This is a genomic window from Pantoea sp. Ft-CA_14 (assembly GCF_024520875.1).
Lineage (GTDB): Bacteria > Pseudomonadota > Gammaproteobacteria > Enterobacterales > Enterobacteriaceae > Pantoea > Pantoea agglomerans.
In genome coordinates this window covers 83,295-102,910 of record NZ_JALNPM010000010.1, presented here as the reverse complement: position 1 = coordinate 102,910, position 19,616 = coordinate 83,295, and the positions used below count along the sequence as shown (strand labels likewise).

Annotated in this window: 16 protein-coding genes; 13 read left to right on the top strand and 3 right to left on the bottom strand. The window is 55.5% G+C overall.

The features are described from left to right. The first annotated feature begins 138 nt into the window (after nucleotides 1–138). The 11 genes from ndk to NR195_RS15610 all read left to right on the top strand — a co-directional run bounded on the left by ndk (nucleotide 139) and on the right by NR195_RS15610 (nucleotide 12,851). Nucleotides 139–570 carry a nucleoside-diphosphate kinase gene (gene ndk / locus NR195_RS15660; RefSeq protein WP_003848684.1) on the top strand — a complete coding sequence of 144 codons (432 nt, stop codon included), beginning with the start codon at nucleotides 139–141 and terminating at the stop codon, nucleotides 568–570. A 187-nt stretch (nucleotides 571–757) separates the two neighbouring features. After that, on the top strand, nucleotides 758–1,927 hold the full coding sequence (locus NR195_RS15655) for a bifunctional tRNA (adenosine(37)-C2)-methyltransferase TrmG/ribosomal RNA large subunit methyltransferase RlmN (RefSeq protein ID WP_010257560.1): 1,170 nt from the start codon (nucleotides 758–760) through the stop codon (nucleotides 1,925–1,927). Nucleotides 1,928–2,007: 80 nt separating this feature from the next. Further along, nucleotides 2,008–2,742, top strand: coding sequence for a type IV pilus biogenesis/stability protein PilW (pilW, locus tag NR195_RS15650; RefSeq protein WP_031292207.1), 735 nt, complete (start codon nucleotides 2,008–2,010; stop codon nucleotides 2,740–2,742). After that, nucleotides 2,732–3,751, top strand: a complete 1,020-nt coding sequence (gene rodZ, locus NR195_RS15645) for a cytoskeleton protein RodZ (RefSeq protein WP_256844698.1) — start codon at nucleotides 2,732–2,734, stop codon at nucleotides 3,749–3,751. The genes pilW and rodZ overlap by 11 nt, the downstream gene beginning before the upstream one ends. Before the next feature lie 37 nt (nucleotides 3,752–3,788). Continuing rightward, nucleotides 3,789–4,910: a flavodoxin-dependent (E)-4-hydroxy-3-methylbut-2-enyl-diphosphate synthase gene (ispG, locus tag NR195_RS15640; RefSeq protein ID WP_003848692.1), complete on the top strand. Its 1,122-nt coding sequence runs from the start codon at nucleotides 3,789–3,791 to the stop codon at nucleotides 4,908–4,910. 105 nt (nucleotides 4,911–5,015) lie between these two features. Then, nucleotides 5,016–6,290, top strand: a complete 1,275-nt coding sequence (gene hisS / locus NR195_RS15635) for a histidine--tRNA ligase (RefSeq protein ID WP_010257545.1) — start codon at nucleotides 5,016–5,018, stop codon at nucleotides 6,288–6,290. Nucleotides 6,291–6,329: 39 nt separating this feature from the next. After that, nucleotides 6,330–6,947 (top strand): YfgM family protein, encoded by a 618-nt coding sequence (locus NR195_RS15630; protein WP_010257542.1) that lies wholly within the window; start codon nucleotides 6,330–6,332, stop codon nucleotides 6,945–6,947. 19 nt (nucleotides 6,948–6,966) lie between these two features. Beyond that, nucleotides 6,967–8,148: an outer membrane protein assembly factor BamB gene (gene bamB / locus NR195_RS15625; RefSeq protein ID WP_033769690.1), complete on the top strand. Its 1,182-nt coding sequence runs from the start codon at nucleotides 6,967–6,969 to the stop codon at nucleotides 8,146–8,148. 174 nt (nucleotides 8,149–8,322) lie between these two features. Beyond that, complete coding sequence (gene der / locus NR195_RS15620) at nucleotides 8,323–9,813, top strand: ribosome biogenesis GTPase Der (RefSeq protein WP_010257536.1); 1,491 nt, start codon at nucleotides 8,323–8,325, stop codon at nucleotides 9,811–9,813. A gap of 62 nt (nucleotides 9,814–9,875) precedes the next feature. Then, the gene (locus NR195_RS15615; RefSeq protein ID WP_010257531.1) at nucleotides 9,876–10,097 is read left to right on the top strand and encodes a zinc ribbon domain-containing protein; all 222 of its coding nucleotides are present in this window, start codon (nucleotides 9,876–9,878) and stop codon (nucleotides 10,095–10,097) included. 312 nt (nucleotides 10,098–10,409) lie between these two features. Further along, nucleotides 10,410–12,851, top strand: coding sequence for a glucose/quinate/shikimate family membrane-bound PQQ-dependent dehydrogenase (locus NR195_RS15610; RefSeq protein WP_256844697.1), 2,442 nt, complete (start codon nucleotides 10,410–10,412; stop codon nucleotides 12,849–12,851). Between the two features lie 271 nt (nucleotides 12,852–13,122). Here NR195_RS15610 and NR195_RS15605 read toward each other — a convergent pair whose 3' ends face one another. From NR195_RS15605 to xseA, 3 genes are all read right to left on the bottom strand, one after another. Continuing rightward, entirely contained in the window at nucleotides 13,123–13,455 is a 333-nt protein-coding gene (locus NR195_RS15605; protein ID WP_010671321.1) for a protealysin inhibitor emfourin, read from the bottom strand. Then, the gene (locus NR195_RS15600; RefSeq protein ID WP_022624128.1) at nucleotides 13,452–14,465 is read right to left on the bottom strand and encodes a M4 family metallopeptidase; all 1,014 of its coding nucleotides are present in this window, start codon (nucleotides 14,463–14,465) and stop codon (nucleotides 13,452–13,454) included. The genes NR195_RS15605 and NR195_RS15600 overlap by 4 nt, the downstream gene beginning before the upstream one ends. Before the next feature lie 446 nt (nucleotides 14,466–14,911). Then, the gene (xseA, locus tag NR195_RS15595) at nucleotides 14,912–16,285 is read right to left on the bottom strand and encodes an exodeoxyribonuclease VII large subunit (protein ID WP_033758621.1); all 1,374 of its coding nucleotides are present in this window, start codon (nucleotides 16,283–16,285) and stop codon (nucleotides 14,912–14,914) included. Between the two features lie 168 nt (nucleotides 16,286–16,453). Here xseA and guaB point away from each other — a divergent pair, with 168 nt between their 5' ends. Further along, on the top strand, nucleotides 16,454–17,920 hold the full coding sequence (guaB, locus tag NR195_RS15590) for an IMP dehydrogenase (protein WP_010671324.1): 1,467 nt from the start codon (nucleotides 16,454–16,456) through the stop codon (nucleotides 17,918–17,920). 68 nt (nucleotides 17,921–17,988) lie between these two features. After that, a complete protein-coding gene (gene guaA / locus NR195_RS15585; protein ID WP_010671325.1) occupies nucleotides 17,989–19,569 on the top strand; it encodes a glutamine-hydrolyzing GMP synthase in 1,581 nt (526 codons plus the stop codon). Nucleotides 19,570–19,616: the final 47 nt, after the last annotated feature.

Genomic DNA, 19,616 nt, shown 5'->3' with positions numbered 1-19,616 from the left:
CTTCGACTCAGATCAAGAATTTTCATCAAATTAGGGATCTCTGATAGGCAATGCCGGACTCAGCCCCTATAATCGGCGCCGTTTCTTAACCGGGGCGGACGCCACCGGTTTCTTCAGAACGTTAAGACAGAGGTCATCATGGCAATCGAACGTACTTTTTCTATCATCAAGCCAAACGCCGTCGCTAAAAATGTGATTGGTGCTATCTACAACCGTTTTGAAAGCGCTGGCTTCAAAATCGTTGGCGCAAAAATGCTGCAGCTGAGCAAAGAGCAGGCTGAAGGTTTTTACGCTGAGCACCAGGGCAAGCCATTCTTCGATGGTCTGGTTGAATTCATGACCTCTGGCCCGGTTGTTGTTTCCGTGCTGGAAGGTGAAAATGCCGTTCAGCGTCACCGTGACCTGATGGGTGCCACTAACCCGGCAAACGCACTGGCTGGCACACTGCGTGCTGACTACGCTGACAGCTTCACCGAAAACGCCACGCACGGTTCAGATTCTGCTGAATCCGCTGCCCGCGAAATCGCTTATTTCTTTGGCGAAAACGAGATCTGCCCACGTACCCGTTAATCGCCTGGCGATAAACGTTACGTCGGCTTTACAAAAATCTGCGTAGGGGAGGTCACTCCCGCCTGTTATCAGGCTGCAGATGTTGTACAATATTGCGCCTTCATTGACTCAGCTTAATGAAGGCGCAATTTTTTTCACCTATCCCTGAACAGCGCCATAACGTGTAACAACGAGGCCAGAGAATATTATGTCCGAACAGATTGTGACGTCCGCGTCAGCATCCCCTATTGTCGTCTCCCCCAAAAGCCAGAAAATAAACCTGCTGGATCTCAACCGTCAGCAGATGCGCGAATTCTTCCTGTCGCTGGGCGAAAAGCCTTTCCGCGCCGATCAGGTCATGAAGTGGATTTATCACTACTGCTGCGATGACTTCGAGCAGATGACCGACATCAACAAAAAGCTGCGTAACCGGCTGATGGAGCTGACGGAGATCCGTGCGCCAGAAGTGGCAGAAGAGATGCGCTCTACCGACGGCACTATCAAATGGGCCATTCGCGTGGGCGACCAGCTGGTGGAAACGGTCTATATCCCGGAAGGGGACCGCGCCACGCTCTGTGTCTCTTCACAGGTGGGTTGTGCGCTGGAGTGTAAATTCTGTTCGACCGCACAGCAGGGCTTTAACCGTAACCTGCGGGTGTCAGAAATTATTGGTCAGGTGTGGCGCGCGGCGAAAATTGTCGGCGCAGCCAAAATCACCGGCCAGCGTCCTATCACCAACGTGGTGATGATGGGCATGGGCGAGCCGCTGCTCAACCTCAATAACGTGGTCCCGGCGATGGAGATCATGCTGGATGACTTCGGTTTTGGTCTATCGAAGCGTCGCGTGACCCTCTCTACCTCGGGTGTGGTACCTGCGCTGGATAAACTGGGCGATATGATCGACGTCGCGCTGGCGATTTCCCTGCACGCGCCTAACGATAAGTTGCGTGATGATATTGTCCCGATCAACAAAAAGTACAATATCGAAACCTTCCTGGCGGCGGTGAAACGCTACATTGGCAAATCTAACGCCAATCAGGGACGCGTGACCATCGAGTACGTGTTGCTGGATCACGTCAATGACAGCACAGATGATGCGCATGAACTCGCCGCATTACTGAAAGAAACACCGTGTAAAATCAACCTGATCCCCTGGAACCCCTTCCCGGGCGCGCCTTATGGCCGTAGCTCCAATAGCCGCATCGATCGTTTCTCCAAAGTCCTGATGGACTATGGTTTTACGACCATCGTGCGTAAAACCCGTGGCGACGATATCGATGCCGCCTGTGGTCAGTTAGCCGGTGAGGTGATCGACCGTACCAAGCGTACGATGCGTAAAAAAATGGCGGGTGAAGCCATCTCTGTGAAGGCTCTCTAGAAGAGTGACTCAGAGCGTTTCCTGAAGTGATGACGCGTGGCAGGCTGCAGCCTGTCAACGTCAACCGGATGGAAACGATTATGCGTAACGGATTACCTGCAGTTTTACTGGCGCTGTTTGTTGTAAGCGGGTGTGTCAGCCAGCATCACGAACCCGGAGCAGAAGAGGTGCGTCTGCAGTTAGGGATGCACTATCTGGCGGGTGGCGACTATGCCGCAGCTGAGCGAAACTTTCTGCGGGCACAGGCCGCCGCGCCAGAGGATTACCGGGTCTCGCTTGCGCTGGCTCGACTGGCGCAGAAGCAGGGTAATCAGACAGCGGCGCAGGCACGGTTTATACTGGCACAGCAGCAGGCCCCGGATAATGGTTTTGTTGCTAACAATTACGGTGCGTTTCTCTGCGCTTTAAGGCAGTATGGCGAAGCGCATCAACAGTTTAGTCGGGCAAGCGCAGCACCGCAGTTTGATGCACGCAATGACGCGCTTGAACTGGCAGGGTTTTGTTATCTGCAGGCTGGCGATATTGCCGCTGCCCGCAGGACACTACGCCAGGCCATTGAGGCTGACAGACGCAAAGCTGATTCGCTGCTGTCGGAAGCTGAAAAGCAGTTGGCAGATAACCATCTGGCGAAGGTGCAGGTTTTGCTTGATATTTACCAGCAACAGCTGCCCGCAACGGCACGAAGTCTGGCGTTACACTTACGTTTCGCCGCGCTACAGGGAGATGCCGCTGACGTTTCACGTTATGGCGACCAGTTAGCGCGACGTTTTCCGCAATCGATACAGTACCAGCGTTATTTAGCTAATGAATACTGAAGCCACTCAAGAAAACTCTGCATTACATTCAACAGGTGAACGCCTGCGTCTGGCCCGTGAGCAGATGGGGCTGACGCAGCAGAACGTCGCTGAACGCCTGTGCCTGAAACTTTCTACCGTGCGTGATATCGAGGAAGACAAATCGCCTGCCGATCTGGCCTCCACGTTCCTGCGCGGATACATTCGCTCCTACGCGCGTCTGGTGCACATTCCTGAAGAGGAACTGCTGCCGATGATGGCGAAACAGACACCGATTCGGGCTTCAAAGATCGAGCCGATGCAAAGTTTCTCGCTGGGCAAACGCCGCAAGAAACGCGACGGCTGGTTGATGATTTTCACCTGGCTGGTGGTGTTTGTGGTGGTGGGGCTGACCGGTGCCTGGTGGTGGCAGAATCATAAAGAGTCGCAGGATGATCTGGTGCCGATGACCGATCAGAACAGCAGCAGCGGTGATAGCGGCCAGTCGATTCCGCTGGGTGAATCCAGTGGTGACAGCGCGGCACCTGCCGCGCCTGACGAAAGCAATACCACCAGTGACAACAGCGCAGCCAGTGCGCCAGCGAGTGCGGCTCCGGCCGCCACTGGCAGCAATAGCGCGACCACCGCACAGCCGGATACCACCAGCAATGCCGTGGTTTCACCGAGCCAGGCGCCCGTGGACAACTCAGCGGCTGCACCTGCGGCCGCGAACACCAATACCAATAACAGCACGGCACCTCAGATGCCAGTAGGTGCAGCGGCGGTCAGTGAACCGGCTGCTGACCCTAATGCGGTGGTGATGACCTTTAACGCCGACTGCTGGCTGGAAGTGAGCGATGCCACCGGCAAAAAACTGTTCAGCGGCATTCAGCGCAGTGGTGGTAAACTCAGCCTCGCAGGAACGCCTCCGTATCGTCTGAAAATTGGCGCGCCTTCCGCTGTTCAGTTGCAATATCAGAATCAGCCCGTTGATTTAAGTCGTTTTATCCGTAATAACCAGGTTGCTCGCCTGACGTTGGGTGCGCAATAACAGCGTATCGCGTACCGGGCAATTGTGGAGAAGAAATATGCATAACGAAGCACCCATTATCCGTCGTAAATCCAAACGCATTTACGTCGGCAAGGTGCCGGTCGGTGACGGCGCACCCATCGCTGTCCAGTCGATGACCAACACCCGCACCACTGACGTGGAGGCGACGGTAAATCAGATCAAAGCCCTTGAGCGAGTCGGTGTCGACATCGTTCGTATCTCGGTGCCTACCATGGATGCCGCAGAAGCATTCAGGCTGATCAAACAGCAGGTAAACGTCCCGCTGGTTGCAGATATTCATTTTGACTACCGCATCGCCCTGAAAGTCGCCGAGTATGGCGTCGACTGCCTGCGCATCAATCCCGGTAACATCGGGAACAATGAGCGCATCCGTATGGTGGTCGACTGCGCGCGCGACAACAATATTCCGATTCGAATCGGCGTGAACGCCGGTTCGCTGGAGAAAGATCTGCAGGAAAAGTATGGCGAGCCGACGCCGCAGGCGTTGCTGGAATCTGCCATGCGCCATGTCGATCATCTCGACCGTCTTAACTTCGATCAATTTAAAGTCAGCGTTAAAGCCTCTGACGTTTTCCTCGCGGTTGAATCTTATCGTCTGCTGGCGAAACAGATTGAACAGCCACTGCATCTCGGTATCACCGAAGCGGGTGGCGCGCGGGCTGGCGCAGTGAAATCGGCGATTGGACTGGGTCTGCTGCTGTCAGAAGGGATCGGCGATACGCTGCGTATCTCGCTGGCCGCCGATCCGGTAGAAGAAGTCAAAGTCGGTTTCGATATCCTCAAGTCACTGCGCATCCGTTCTCGTGGCATCAACTTCATCGCCTGTCCGACCTGCTCACGTCAGGAGTTCGACGTTATCGGCACGGTCAACGCGCTGGAGCAGCGTCTGGAAGACCTCATCACCCCGATGGATGTCTCCATTATCGGCTGCGTGGTCAACGGACCTGGCGAGGCGACCCTCTCTACGCTGGGCGTGACCGGCGGCAGCAAGAAGAGTGGTTTCTACGAGGATGGTGTGCGTCAGCGCGATCGTCTCGACAACAATGACATGATCGATCAGCTGGAAGCGCGCATTCGTGCTAAAGCGTCGATGCTGGATGCCAGTCGCCGTATTGATGTGCAGCATCTGGAAAAATAATGGCGTACGCGGTTTGCGTGCGTGACTTTTTTGACTGAACCTGTGCGGTTTCATCCTCATAAGGTATGATGCCGGACAGGTTTTTTTGCATTAAGAGATTCTAACGTGGCGAAGAATATTCAGGCGATTCGCGGGATGAATGACTACCTGCCTGCGGATACCGCCCTCTGGCAACGGATTGAAGGCGTTCTCAAGCAGACGCTGGCGAGTTACGGTTACAGCGAAATTCGCTTACCGCTGGTGGAACAAACCCCACTGTTTAAACGCGCCATCGGTGAAGTCACCGACGTGGTTGAAAAAGAGATGTATACCTTCGAAGACCGCAACGGTGAAAGCCTGACGCTGCGTCCGGAAGGCACTGCAGGTTGCGTGCGAGCCGGTATTGAACACGGTTTACTCTACAACCAGGAGCAGCGCCTGTGGTATATGGGCCCGATGTTCCGCTATGAGCGTCCGCAGAAAGGCCGCTATCGTCAGTTCTACCAGATTGGCGTGGAAGTGTTTGGTCTGCAGGGACCGGACATCGATGCTGAACTGATCATGCTGAACGCCCGCTGGTGGAAAGCCCTGGGTATCTCTGAGCACGTTCGTCTGGAACTCAACTCTATCGGTTCGCTGGAAGCACGCGCGCATTACCGCGACGCGCTGGTCGCCTTCCTTGAACAGCATAAAGAGGTGCTGGATGAGGATTGTAAACGCCGCATGTACACCAATCCGATGCGCGTTCTCGACACTAAAAATCCCGATATTCAGCAGTTACTGAATGATGCGCCACAGCTTGGCGACTATCTTGATGACGAATCACGTGAACATTTCAGCGGCCTGTGTGCCCTGCTGGATGACGCCGGGATCAGCTACACCGTCAATCAGCGTCTGGTACGCGGTCTTGATTATTACAATCGCACCGTGATTGAGTGGGTCACCGATAGCCTGGGTTCACAGGGCACGGTATGTGGTGGCGGTCGCTATGATGGCCTGGTTGAGCAGCTCGGTGGCCGCGCAACACCTGCCGTTGGCTTTGCCATGGGCATGGAGCGTCTGGTGCTGCTGGTTCAGGCGGTTAATCCTGAATTTGAACCGACGAGCAATGTGGATGTCTATGTTATCGCTTCAGGTCAGGGCGTGCAGTCTGCAGCAATGCAGCTGGCTGAGAAATTGCGTGATGAAGCGCCAGAACTGAGGCTGATGACCAACTTTGGCGGCGGCAACTTCAAGAAACAGTTTGCCCGTGCTGACAAGTGGGGCGCTCGCGTCGCACTGGTGTTAGGCGAGGACGAGGTCAAAGCCGGTCAGGTCGTGATTAAAGATCTGCGCCGTGGCGAGCAGCAAACGCTGGATCAGGCAGAGGCTGCTGCTGTCTTGCGCTCGCTGTTACAGTAAGCGTGACACAGCACCAACCATAGAAAGGAGAGGGATTGCGTGGAAGTGTATAGCAATGAGAACGAGCAGACCGACGCGCTGCGCAACTTTTTTGCCAACAATGGCAAAGCGTTAGCTATTGGCGTGGTGATCGGCATTGCTGCGCTGGGCGGCTGGCGTTACTGGAGCAGTCATCAGGACGATACGGCGAAGACAGTATCAGCGCAGTATCAGCAGCTCACCAGCGCCATGCAGGCGGGCAAACCGGAGACGCTGGAAGCGGTAAACCGTTTTGCCAGTGAAAACAGCAACACCTACGGTGCGCTGGCTGCGATGGATCTGGCGAAGCAGTATGTTGACGCCGGTCAGCTTGATAAAGCCGCGACGCTGCTGCAAAACGGACTGAAAGATACCAAAGATGCCAATCTGCAGGCGGTGATTAACCTGCGCCTGGCACGCATTCAACTGCAACAGAATCAAGCGGATGCGGCGCTTAAAACCCTTGACGGTGTGAAGGGTGATGGCTGGACAGCCATTGTGGCCGATATTCGCGGCGAAGCGCTGCTGACCAAAGGCGACAAGCAGGGCGCGCGCGATGCCTGGAGTAAAGGGGTTGAATCTGACGCCTCTCCGGCATTGAAGCAAATGATGCAGATGAAGATGAATAACTTAAGCTAAGCCAGTCAAGAGAGAGCGCATGGAATTACGTAAATACCTGCTGCCGGGACTGATTTCAGTCACTTTGCTCAGCGGTTGTTCGCTGTTTAGCGGCGAAGAAGATGTAGTAAAAATGGCCCCGTTGCCGAAGGTGGAAAATCAGTTCACGCCACAGAAAGTGTGGAGCACCTCGGTAGGCGATGGTGTCGGTGATTTCTACTCAAATCTGCATCCTGCCTGGCAGGATAATACGGTTTATGCTGCCGACCGCTTTGGTATCGTCAAAGCGCTCGATGCCGCAGACGGTAAAGAAAAATGGAAAGTCGATCTCTCTGAGAAAACCGGCTTCTTCTCTAAAAATCGCTCAGCCATGTTATCAGGTGGCCTGACGGCTGATGGCGATCGGGTCTATGTTGGCAGCGAGCGCGGCCAGGTTTATGCCCTCAACAGCAGTGATGGTAGCCTGGCGTGGCAGACGAAAGTCGCCGGTGAAGCCCTGTCACGTCCGGTAGTCAGCGATGGTCTGGTGCTGGTTCATACCAGCAACGGCATGTTGCAGGGCCTGGATCAGAGCAGCGGTGCCGTGAAGTGGAGCGTTAACCTGGATATGCCAGCGTTGTCTCTGCGCGGTGAATCTGCTCCGGCTGTCGCTTTTGGTGGCGCGATTGTCGGTGGCGACAATGGTCGTGTCAGTGCCGTGGTGCTGAACCAGGGACAACTGGTCTGGCAGCAGCGTATTTCCCAGGTCAGCGGTGCCACTGAGATCGATCGTCTTAACGATGTCGATACCACACCGGTTATCGTCAACGGCGTGGTTTACGCGCTGGCGTATAACGGCAATCTGACAGCACTGGATCTGCGTTCCGGCCAGATTTTGTGGAAACGCGAAATTGGCGGTGTGAAAGATCTGATTGTGGATGCCGGCCGCATCTATCTGGTCGATCAGGACGATCGTGTGATTGCGCTCAACGCTGACGGCGGTGTCGCCATCTGGCGTCAAAGCGATCTACTGCATCGCAACCTGACTTCGCCGGTGCTCTACAACGGCTATCTGGTTGTCGGCGACAGTGAAGGTTATCTGCACTGGCTGAACACCACGGATGGTCGTTTTGTTGCGCAGCAGAAACTGGATAGCTCAGGCTTCCAGACCGAGCCGGTGGTCGCCAGCGATAAGCTGCTGATCCAGTCGAAAGATGGTGAGGTTTATGCGATTACCCGTTAACGGGTACACGTCTGGCAGGTGAAATCCTCCGTTCCGACGGCTCCTGATTTAATCAGGGGCCGTTTCGTTTTTAGTCAGGCATGGTATTCTTTGCGCCTTAAGCCTGAACTTGACGGCCAGAGCCGTTATAATCACGCCATTCGGGCGATTAATTATTTATTGAGGCATTTTGTTATGGTACCTGTGGTCGCGCTGGTTGGGCGTCCCAATGTGGGAAAATCTACGCTATTTAACCGCTTAACCCGCACACGTGATGCGCTGGTAGCGGATTTTCCTGGACTGACTCGCGATCGCAAATATGGTCGCGCCGAAGTGGAAGGGCGCGAATTTATTGTTATTGATACCGGTGGTATCGACGGCACCGAAGAGGGTGTTGAAACGCGGATGGCCGAGCAGTCACTGCTGGCGATTGAAGAAGCGGATGTCGTGCTCTTTATGGTCGATGCGCGTGCGGGCATGATGGCCGCCGATCAGCAAATCGCTAAGCATCTCCGTTCCCGCCAGAAAGCGACTTTCCTGGTGGCCAACAAAACTGACGGGATGGATCCTGATCAGGCGGTTGTGGACTTCTATTCACTGGGCCTGGGCGAGATCCACGCCATTGCGGCATCGCATGGTCGTGGTGTGAGCAGCCTGATAGAAGAGGCACTGCTGCCATGGATGGACAAAGTTGAGACGGTCGAGCTCACGGAAGAAGAAGAGAACCAGGCGTACTGGGCTGCGCTTGAAGCTGACGAGATTGCTGAGCAGGAAGCCGCCGAGGAAGAAGAAAACTTCGACCCGACGGGCCTGCCGATCAAACTGGCGATTGTTGGCCGTCCTAACGTAGGTAAGTCAACGCTTACCAACCGTATTCTCGGTGAAGACCGCGTGGTGGTCTACGATATGCCGGGTACCACCCGCGACAGCATCTATATTCCGATGGAGCGTGATGGACGTGAATACGTTCTGATCGACACGGCGGGCGTGCGTAAGCGTGCCAAAATCTCTGATACCGTAGAGAAATTCTCGGTGATCAAGACGCTGCAGGCGATTGAAGATGCCAACGTGGTGATGCTGGTGATTGATGCCCATGCCGGTATTTCCGATCAGGATCTGTCGCTGCTTGGCTTCATTCTCAACAGTGGTCGTTCGCTGGTGATTGTGGTCAACAAATGGGATGGCCTGTCGCAGGAAGTGCGTGATGAAGTGAAAGAGACACTGGACTACCGTCTGGGCTTTATCGATTTCGCCCGCATTCACTTTATCTCTGCGCTGCACGGCAGCGGCGTCGGCAATCTGTTTGAGTCGATCACTGAAGCCTATGACTGTTCGACGAAGCGTGTAAACACCTCGCTGCTGACCCGTATCATGAACATGGCGGCAGACGATCACCAGCCACCGCTGGTACGCAGTCGTCGCGTTAAGCTCAAATACGCGCACGCGGGGGGATATAACCCGCCTATCGTGGTAATCCACGGTAATCAGGTTAAGGATCTGCCCGATTCTTACAAACGCTACCTGATGAACTATTTCCGTAAATCACTCAACGTGATGGGAACGCCAATTCGTATTCAGTTCAAAGAGGGTGATAACCCTTATGAAGGCAAACGTAACCTGCTGACGCCAACGCAGCAGCGTAAACGTAAGCGTCTGCTGGCGCATATGAAAAAGAACAAGCGTTAAGAATAGAGGGCCATCTGGCCCTCTTTTTTTTGCTCTGAATAAACCGGAGCAGGGAGAAAATAGTGACTATTATTTGCGAAAAATGTCAGCAACCGCTGTCGCTCAGTGACGGTGAATTTATCTGTAATACCTGCGGTACGCATTACCCCGCACAACCCTGCTGTCCGGCGTGTCATCAACCGCTTGAGGTGCTCAAAGCCTGCGGCGCGGTGGACTATTTTTGCCGGAACGGACATGGCCTTATCTCCCGCAAGCGCGTCCTTTTCCAGCCGCCAGGTCACTGACGCCGCTTTCAGCTACGCTTAAAACGTCTGAGAATTCAGAGCGACGACTGGCTCATTTTGTAGCAAAAATGCTATTGCGCCGTAACAAATGGGTTGTAGATGTTCACTCTGTAATGTACCAGGTGGTACAATCCTGCCGCGTCGTGGGAGGGGCAAGCCACATCCGTGTTCTTCCGGCCCCTCGATTTCACGGACGCGGGTCTGTTTATATTCGATTTGAAACCGAGCGATGCCTGGCGCGGACTGTCTTAACGCGCCGGCGTCCGGATGGCATCTGTCCGGGCGCTCTGTTTATTCAGGAGAGTAAGTATTATGGCTGAAACATCCTCCCGCTCCGGAAAGGGGCTGGGAATAGCATCCGTGCTGCTCGGACTGGTGCTGCTTGCCACCGGTCTGTTTTTTACAATTGGCGGCGGCAAACTGGTTGCACTTGGTGGCAGCGGGTACTTTTTAATTGCGGGTATCGTCACTGTACTCTCCGCAATTCAGTTCTTCCGTCGCAAATCCTCGGCAGTGGTTCTGTTCCTGCTGGTCTTTGTCGGCACCCTGATCTGGTCGCTGTTCGACGCGGGCCTGGAGTTCTGGCCGCTGGTATCACGCCTGATGGTGCCTGCCGGACTGATGCTGCTTGCCTTCCTGATCTGGCCTTCACTGCGTAAGCATGAAGGTAAGCACTCACTGGCAAAACCCTCTTATGCGTTCTCTGCGCTGCTGGCGGCAGGCATGGTTGTTACGCTGGTGCAGATGTTCCAGCCACATCCTACCGTTGCAGGCACGGGCGAAGAGCTGCCGCTGATCCCGGTAGATAAAGCGAAACAGCAGAAAGACTGGGATAACTACGGTAATACTCCGCAGGGCAGCCGCTTTGTGGCGCTGGATCAAATCACCCGCGACAACGTGAAAGATCTGCAGGTGGCCTGGACCTTCCGCACCGGTGATACCCCTGTCAGCCCGACCGGCAACGGCGCAGAAGATCAGCAGACACCGTTGCAGATTGGCAACACCCTTTATCTCTGCACACCGCACAACAACGTCATCGCCGTTGAAGCCAACAGCGGTAAGCAGATCTGGAAACGTGAAATCAATGCCAAAGCGGAAGTCTGGCCGCGCTGTCGTGGTCTGGCTTACTTTGACGCCACAAAACCGCTGCAGCAGCCAGATAAGCCGGGGTCTTCACCTGTGACTGCCGCAGTGTTGCCAGCCGGTGACAGCTGTCAGCGTCGTATTCTGATGAACACCATCGACGCGCGTCTGATTGCGATCAATGCTGACAACGGTGAGTTCTGTGAAAACTTTGGCGATCACGGCATCGTTGATCTCAAAGCGGGCATGGGCAAGGCACCGGATCCGCAATATCAGCTGACCTCAGCGCCAACCCTGGCTGGCACCACTGTGGTGGTCGGCGGTCGCGTAGCGGATAACGTGCAGACGGATATGCCGGGTGGCGTATTGCGTGGCTTTGACGTTATCACCGGCCAGATGCGCTGGGCGTTTGACCCAGGCAATGTTGACCCGAATGCGATATTGATGCCGGGTAAAGATTATACCCGCAGTACGCCGAACTCATGGGCGCCAATGTCTTACGACCCGGCAATGAACACCGTGTTCATTCCAATGGGCAGTTCGTCGGTTGACCTCTGGGGTGCGAACCGTACTGAACTGGATCACAAATATGGCGCATCGGTTCTGGCGCTGGATGCCACGACCGGTAAAGAGAAGTGGGTTTATCAGACCGTGCATAACGATCTGTGGGACTTTGACTTGCCGATGCAGCCAAGCCTGATCGACTTCCCGCAAAAAGATGGCACTACCACACCTGCGGTAGTGATTGGCGGCAAAACCGGCATGATCTTCGTGCTTGACCGTATGACCGGCAAGCCGCTGACCAAAGTCGAAGAACTGCCGATGCCGCAGGGTCATATCCCGAACGAGCAGTACACCAAAACGCAGCCACACTCGACCGGGATGCCGCAGATTGGCAACCAGACGCTGAAAGAGTCTGACATGTGGGGTGCCACGCCGTTTGATCAGCTGGCCTGCCGCATTGGCTTCAAATCCATGCGCTATGATGGCCTGTTCACCGTGCCGGACACCGACAAGTCTCTGAGCTTCCCGGGTTCGCTGGGCGGTATGAACTGGGGCAGCATGTCGGTCGATCCGAACAACCACCTGTTGTTCGTCAATGATATGCGTCTGGGTCTGTGGGTTCAGATGATTCCGGCTGATACCAGCAATATTGCGCGTGGCAGCAACGGCGGCGAAGCGATCAACACCGGTATGGGTGCCGTTCCGCTGAAAGGCACGCCATATGCTGTGAATAAAAATCGCTTTATGTCACCGCTGGGTATCCCATGTCAGAAACCGCCATTTGGTACGCTGTCGGCGATTGACATGAAAACGCAGAAAATCGTCTGGCAGGTGCCGGTCGGCACGGTGCAGGATACCGGACCATTCGGTATCAAGATGCGCGTGAAAATGCCGGTTGGCATGCCAACGCTGGGCGGTACGCTGGCCACGCAGGGCGGCCTGGTGTTCATCGCGGGTACGCAGGATTACTATCTGCGCGCCTTTGATTCTTCAACCGGGAAAGAGGTGTGGAAAGCACGTCTGCCGGTGGGCAGTCAGGGTGGCCCGATGAGCTACGTCTCACCGAAAGATGGAAAGCAGTACATCCTGATCTCGGCAGGTGGCGCACGTCAGTCACCGGACCGTGGTGATTATGTGATTGCTTACGCACTGCCAGACAGTAAGTAACAACACTTAATGAAAAGGGCCGACATAGTCGGCCCTTTTTTACGGAAAAGTCTTGCCTGGTTCGCTGTAAGACCGAGCATGCTCAGGGAACACGGTCAGATCGGAAAGTCGCAAAATCGTCATCCATGACTGCTCGGCCCGCGCCGTCCATGGCGCGGGACGCTTTCCTCCTCTGAACGTATTACCTTCGCTTTAAGCTCATTTGTTGCTAACAGATGCACATCGAATTATCAGCAGTCTGAGGGCCGACATAGTCGGCCCTTTTTTTTGCTTATTTGCCGTCGCGCCACAGCGCCTGCAACTCAGGTGGCGCCACCTGTTCCGGAATCAACAGCACTATCGTCCCGACCTCGCGGTGGGTTGCATACTGAATCTGGATGCGAAAATAGCGCTGGTCGCCACTGCCCACCTGCGCGGCTTTCTCCTCAGGTTCGCCCAGCGGCATCGCCTGCTGCAGCGCATGGCAGACGCGTTCTCTTTCTGGCGGCGGCAGATCGCCCAGCATAAAGCGTCGTTCGGCGCGTAGCCCCGGAATAAAGGCCATGCCGCCTTCACGCGCGACGATGATGGTGGCGTCATCAGTGAGTTCGGGCAGGTCACTCATAGCACGCCAACCTCCTTCCACGCCTGTTCAATGGCACTGCCGACCGATTCGTTGAACCGTTTTTTACCATGCTGAACGGTGAAGCGGGCAAAGGTCTTAAAGTCAGCATCCTGTGGCAGTTCGTCGTCACACACCGTATCGTACCAGGCATATCCCGCCTGTTCCCACGCATAACCACCCAGCGCTGTTGCTGCCAGATAAAAAGCCCGGTTAGGGATGCCGGAGTTGATATGAACCCCGCCATTATCTTCACGTGTCTTCACGTAGTGATCCATGTGTGCCGGTTGCGGATCTTTGCCCAGCATCGGGTCATCATAGGCCGAGCCAGGTTCAGACATCGATCGCAGACCACGCCCATTGATGCCGCTTGCCAGCAGGCCTTCGCCGATAATCCAGTCCGCCTCATCGGCGCGCTGTTTTTTACTGAACTGTTTCACCAGCGAGCCAAACACATCTGACAGCGACTCGTTCAGTGCACCAGCCTGCTCGAAGTAGATCAAGCCGGCTTCATTTTCCGTCACGCCATGCGCCAGTTCGTGCGCCACAACGTCAATCGCAATGGTGAAGCGATTAAAGATTTCGCCGTCACCATCACCAAATACCATTTGCTGACCGTTCCAGAAGGCGTTCTGGTATTTGTCACCGTAGTGCACGGTACCGAGCAATTTCAGCCCCTGATTATCCAGCGAATTACGCTGATAAGCCTGCCAGAAGAAGTCATAGGTTACGCCAAGATAGTTCCAGGCTTCCTCAGCCGCCACGTCGTCATTGCCGGGCTGGCCCTCCTGACGAATCAACTTACCTGGCAGGGTCTGCTGACTTTGCGCATCATAAATTTCACGATCCACGTGGCCGCCTGCCGCGGATTTTGCCACCGGCTGCTTTTGCCAGTGTTCCGCCATCAGGTGCTGGACGTGTGTCAGGGTGCGACGCGCCTGCTCCTGCTGGTGGCCGGAACCGTGCGCGATGATTTTGCGAAGGATATAGGGAGGAATAACGCAATAAGCCATCTGAAACTCCTTGGCGACAGGGAATGTGCCAGAAAGTATAGACCCGTCAGGCTGGTTAGACCTCATTAGTAAGGCCAGCGTTAAGTGTAAAAGTGTGAGCTGACGGGCAGAGTCAGGAGGCGGTTTTGCGGCGGCGCTTTTCTGAGACAACAACGTTGGCAAGCCATCTGAAACGCCCTGGCGACAGGGAATGTGCCAGAAAGTATAGACCCGTCAGGCTGGTTAGCCCTCATTAGTAAGGCCAGCGTTAAGTGTAAAAGTGTGAGCTGACGAGCAGTGTCAGGAGGCGGTTTTGCGGCGGCGCTTTTCTTAGGCAACAACGTTGGCAAGCCATCTGAAACGCCCTGGCGACAGAGAATGTGCCAGAAAGTATAGACCCGTCAGGCTGGTTAGACCTCATTAGTAAGGCCAGCGTTAAGTGTAAAAGTGTGAGCTGACGGGCAGAGTCAGGAGGCGGTTTTGCGGCGGCGCTTTTTCTCAGGCAGTAACTGCGTCACCTGGCTTTCAACCCAGCCATCATCAAGACGGGTACGGAGCAGGTCGCCGCTCTGGAGCTGTGCGGTTTTCTTCACCACCTGTCCGGCGGTGTCGGTGGTCACGCTAAAACCGCGCGCCAGCGTCGCCAGCGGGCTGACGCCTTCCAGCTGCGCCACCAACTGACCAAAGTGCTGTTTGCTGGTGCTCAGCTGTTTTGTCATGCTCTGCTGCAGGCGGTAGTGCCAGCTTTGCAGCTGTTTTTGCGCATCGAACAGCCGCTGCTGAGGCTGCTGGGCATTGAGTCGATGCGACAGGCGATCCTGCTGACGCGTGGCCTGACGCAGGCGGGTTTCCATCGCTTCTCCCAGTCGCTGCTGCAGGCGGAACAGGGCGGTCTGCTGACGGGCCAGACGCAGCTGCGGATGCTGCTGTTGCAGACGATGTTCAAGGCGGGAGTAAAGCCGCTGCTGACGTGCCAGGTAGTAATCCATCGCCATCTCCAGCCGCTGTTGCTGTGACTGCAACTGACGCAGCAACTCCAGCTGGTTACGGCTGACAATTTCAGCCGCGGCGGAAGGGGTGGGCGCGCGTAAATCGGCAACGAAGTCGGCAATGGTGACATCGGTTTCATGACCCACCGCGCTGACGATGGGAATGCGGCTGGCAAAAATGGCGCGCGCCACGCGTTCATCGTTAAAGCCCCACAAATCTTCCAGCGAACCGCCGCCGCGTCCGACAATTAAGACGTCGCACTCGTTGCGCAGGTTGGCGATTTCAATTGCGCGGACGATAGCCGCTGGCGCATCGACGCCCTGAACCACGGTCGGGTAGATGACCACGGGCAGAGAGGGATCACGGCGATGCAGCACGCGTAACACATCGTGCAGCGCCGCGCCGGTGGAAGAGGTGATCACCCCGACCTGACGCGCCGGTTCCGGCAGCGGTTGCTTATGCTGCGGATCAAACAGTCCTTCGGTAGCCAGTTTTGCTTTCAGCAGTTCAAACTGCTGCTGCAGCAAGCCTTCACCCGCCGGATGCATACTTTCTGCAATCAGCTGATAGTCACCGCGTGGCTCATAGAGAGTGATGTTGGCGCGAACCAGCACCTGCTGACCATGCTGCGGACGAAAGGTAACGCGTCGGTTACTGTTGCGGAACATAGCACAGCGAACCTGAGCGCCATCATCTTTCAGCGTGAAGTACCAGTGACCGGATGCCGGTTGCGTGAAGTTGGAGATCTCGGCGCTGATCCAGACCAGGCCCATCTCTTTCTCCAGCAGCTGACGCACTGTCGTATTGAGACGGCTGACGGTAAAAATATTGGCGATGGGTGGCAGCGACATGTGACGAAGATCAAATTCCAAATCAGCAGGTTAATTCATCGATACTACAGGGCTGTCAGTGCGGATCAAGAGTTTTTCGTAAATAATGCTGGAGGCAATCGATTACGGCCTGTATAATGCCGCGGCAATATTTTATCTATTCTCAATCACCCGAGGTGGAGTATTGCCATGTTAAGAATCGCTAAAGAAGCACTCACTTTTGACGACGTTCTGCTCGTCCCTGCACACTCCACCGTCCTGCCGAATACGGCCGATCTCAGCACTCAGCTGACCAAAAATATCCGTTTAAATATTCCTATGCTCTCCGCTGCCATGGACACCGTGACCGAGTCGGGTCTGGCGATTGCGCTGGCACAGGAAGGCGGCCTTGGCTTCATCCATAAAAATATGTCAATCGAACGCCAGGCGGACGAAGTGCGCAAGGTGAAGAAACATGAAAGCGGCGTGGTGACTGAACCACAGACCGTTCTGCCAACCACCCCACTGGCTGACGTTAAAGCGCTGACCGAGCGCAACGGCTTTGCGGGCTATCCGGTGGTTAACCGCGACAACGAACTGGTGGGTATCATCACCGGTCGTGACGTGCGCTTTGTCACTGACCTTTCACAGCCTGTCTCTGCAGTCATGACCCCGAAAGATCGTCTGGTGACGGTAAAAGAGGGCGAAGCGCGCGATGTGGTGCTGCACAGGATGCATGAAAAGCGCGTTGAGAAAGCGCTGGTGGTGGATGACAGCTTCCATCTGCTGGGCATGATCACCGTTAAAGATTTCCAGAAAGCCGAACGTAAACCTAACGCCTGTAAAGATGAGCAGGGTCGTCTGCGTGTCGGTGCGGCAGTTGGCGCAGGTGCAGGTAACGAAGAGCGTATCGATGCGCTGGTTGCAGCGGGCGTTGACGTGCTGCTGATTGACTCTTCACACGGCCATTCTGAAGGCGTGCTGTCACGTATCCGTGAAACCCGTGCCAAATACCCGGACCTTGAAATCGTCGGCGGCAACGTAGCCACCGGTGCCGGCGCACTGGCGCTGGTTGCGGCAGGTGTCAGCGCCGTTAAAGTGGGTATCGGCCCGGGCTCTATCTGTACTACCCGTATCGTGACCGGCGTGGGCGTTCCGCAGATCACTGCCGTCTCTGACGCAGTCACCGCGCTGGAAGGCACCGGTATTCCGGTGATTGCCGATGGCGGTATCCGTTTCTCCGGTGACATCGCGAAAGCGATCGCCGCCGGTGCGTCCTGTGTCATGGTCGGTTCGATGCTGGCGGGGACCGAAGAGTCACCGGGCGAGATCGAACTTTATCAGGGCCGTTCGTTCAAATCCTATCGCGGTATGGGTTCACTGGGCGCGATGTCTAAAGGCTCTTCTGACCGCTACTTCCAGACCGATAACGCCGCTGACAAACTGGTGCCGGAAGGTATCGAAGGTCGCGTGGCCTATAAAGGCCGTCTGAAAGAGATCGTGCATCAGCAGATGGGCGGCCTGCGCTCGTGCATGGGCCTGACCGGTTGCCCGACCATTGATGACCTGCGCACTAAGGCGGAGTTTGTCCGCATCAGCGGCGCCGGCATCAATGAGAGCCACGTGCATGATGTGACCATCACCAAAGAGTCACCGAACTACCGCATGGGTTCATAATCACGATTTCCCGCCCGGCTTCAGCCGGGCGCTTTTATTGTTCAAGTCACCGTTCTGGAAAACCCTCAATGACGACGGAAAATATCCATAAGCATCGCATTCTGATTCTCGATTTCGGCTCACAATATACTCAGCTGGTTGCACGTCGCGTGCGCGAGCTGGGCGTTTACTGTGAACTCTGGGCATGGGATGTCACCGAAGAGCAGATTCGCCAGTTCAATCCAAGCGGCATCATCCTTTCCGGTGGCCCGGAAAGCACCACCGAACTGAACAGCCCGCGTGCGCCTGAATATGTCTTCAGCGCTGGCGTGCCGGTGCTGGGTGTCTGCTACGGTATGCAGACGATGGCGATGCAGCTGGGCGGCACCGTTGCTGGCTCAACCGAGCGCGAGTTTGGTTATGCGCAGGTTGAAGTGACGACGCCAAGCGCCCTGGTTCGCGATATTGAAGATGCGATCAGCGCCGCTGGCAAACCGCTGCTGGATGTCTGGATGAGCCACGGCGACAAAGTCACGGCGATCCCGGCTGACTTCGTGACCGTTGCCAGCACAGAAACCTGTCCGTTCGCCATCATGGCTAACGAAGAGAAGCGTTTCTACGGCGTGCAGTTCCACCCGGAAGTGACCCATACCCGCCAGGGCCTGCGGATGCTTGAGCGCTTCGTTATCGACATCTGTGAGTGTGAAGCCCTGTGGACGCCAGCCAAAATTATTGAAGATGCGGTTGAACGCCTGCGTGTTCAGGTCGGCAACGACAAAGTGATCCTCGGCCTGTCTGGTGGTGTTGACTCCTCCGTGACGGCAATGCTGCTGCATCGCGCCATTGGCGACCGTCTGACCTGCGTGTTCGTAGATAACGGGCTGCTGCGCCTGAACGAAGCACAACAGGTTATGGATATGTTTGGCGACCACTTCGGCCTTAACATTATTCACGTTGAAGGCGAAGCGCGCTTCCTCGACGCGCTGGCAGGTGAGAATGAGCCGGAAGCGAAACGTAAAATTATCGGTCGCGTCTTTGTGGAAGTCTTCGACGAAGAAGCGCTGAAGCTGCAGGACGTTAAGTGGCTGGCACAGGGCACCATCTATCCGGATGTTATTGAGTCTGCGGCCTCTGCAACCGGTAAGGCGCACGTCATCAAATCGCATCACAACGTCGGCGGCCTGCCGAAAGAGATGAAGATGGGCCTGGTTGAGCCGCTGCGTGAGCTGTTCAAAGATGAAGTGCGTAAGATTGGTCTGGAGCTGGGCCTGCCTTACGACATGCTCTATCGCCATCCGTTCCCGGGCCCAGGTCTGGGCGTGCGCGTGCTGGGCGAAGTGAAGAAAGAGTATTGCGACCTGCTGCGCCGTGCCGATGCCATCTTCATTGAAGAGCTGCATAAAGCGGATCTCTATAACAAAGTCAGCCAGGCCTTCACCGTCTTCCTGCCGGTACGTTCAGTCGGCGTGATGGGCGATGGCCGTAAATATGACTGGGTTGTCTCGCTGCGTGCGGTGGAAACCATCGACTTTATGACCGCACACTGGGCACACCTGCCGTATGATTTCCTGGGTCGTGTCTCTAACCGCATCATCAATGAAGTCGACGGCATCTCCCGCGTGGTGTATGACATCAGCGGTAAGCCACCAGCGACGATTGAGTGGGAATGATTTAACGTCTGGCAACAGCCTGCACGTATAAGCAGTAAAACATCTCT

What these genes read in the sequence shown, in the direction of transcription:
- der (WP_010257536.1), top strand. Translation starts at nt 8,323, where the DNA reads ATGGTACCTGTGGTCGCGCTGGTTGGGCGTCCCAATGTGGGAAAATCT.
- rodZ (WP_256844698.1), top strand. Translation starts at nt 2,732, where the DNA reads ATGAATACTGAAGCCACTCAAGAAAACTCTGCATTACATTCAACAGGT.
- NR195_RS15605 (WP_010671321.1), bottom strand. Translation starts at nt 13,455, where the DNA reads ATGAGTGACCTGCCCGAACTCACTGATGACGCCACCATCATCGTCGCG.
- NR195_RS15610 (WP_256844697.1), top strand. Translation starts at nt 10,410, where the DNA reads ATGGCTGAAACATCCTCCCGCTCCGGAAAGGGGCTGGGAATAGCATCC.
- NR195_RS15600 (WP_022624128.1), bottom strand. Translation starts at nt 14,465, where the DNA reads ATGGCTTATTGCGTTATTCCTCCCTATATCCTTCGCAAAATCATCGCG.
- xseA (WP_033758621.1), bottom strand. Translation starts at nt 16,285, where the DNA reads ATGTCGCTGCCACCCATCGCCAATATTTTTACCGTCAGCCGTCTCAAT.
- guaA (WP_010671325.1), top strand. Translation starts at nt 17,989, where the DNA reads ATGACGACGGAAAATATCCATAAGCATCGCATTCTGATTCTCGATTTC.
- guaB (WP_010671324.1), top strand. Translation starts at nt 16,454, where the DNA reads ATGTTAAGAATCGCTAAAGAAGCACTCACTTTTGACGACGTTCTGCTC.
- NR195_RS15655 (WP_010257560.1), top strand. Translation starts at nt 758, where the DNA reads ATGTCCGAACAGATTGTGACGTCCGCGTCAGCATCCCCTATTGTCGTC.
- ndk (WP_003848684.1), top strand. Translation starts at nt 139, where the DNA reads ATGGCAATCGAACGTACTTTTTCTATCATCAAGCCAAACGCCGTCGCT.
- ispG (WP_003848692.1), top strand. Translation starts at nt 3,789, where the DNA reads ATGCATAACGAAGCACCCATTATCCGTCGTAAATCCAAACGCATTTAC.
- pilW (WP_031292207.1), top strand. Translation starts at nt 2,008, where the DNA reads ATGCGTAACGGATTACCTGCAGTTTTACTGGCGCTGTTTGTTGTAAGC.
- bamB (WP_033769690.1), top strand. Translation starts at nt 6,967, where the DNA reads ATGGAATTACGTAAATACCTGCTGCCGGGACTGATTTCAGTCACTTTG.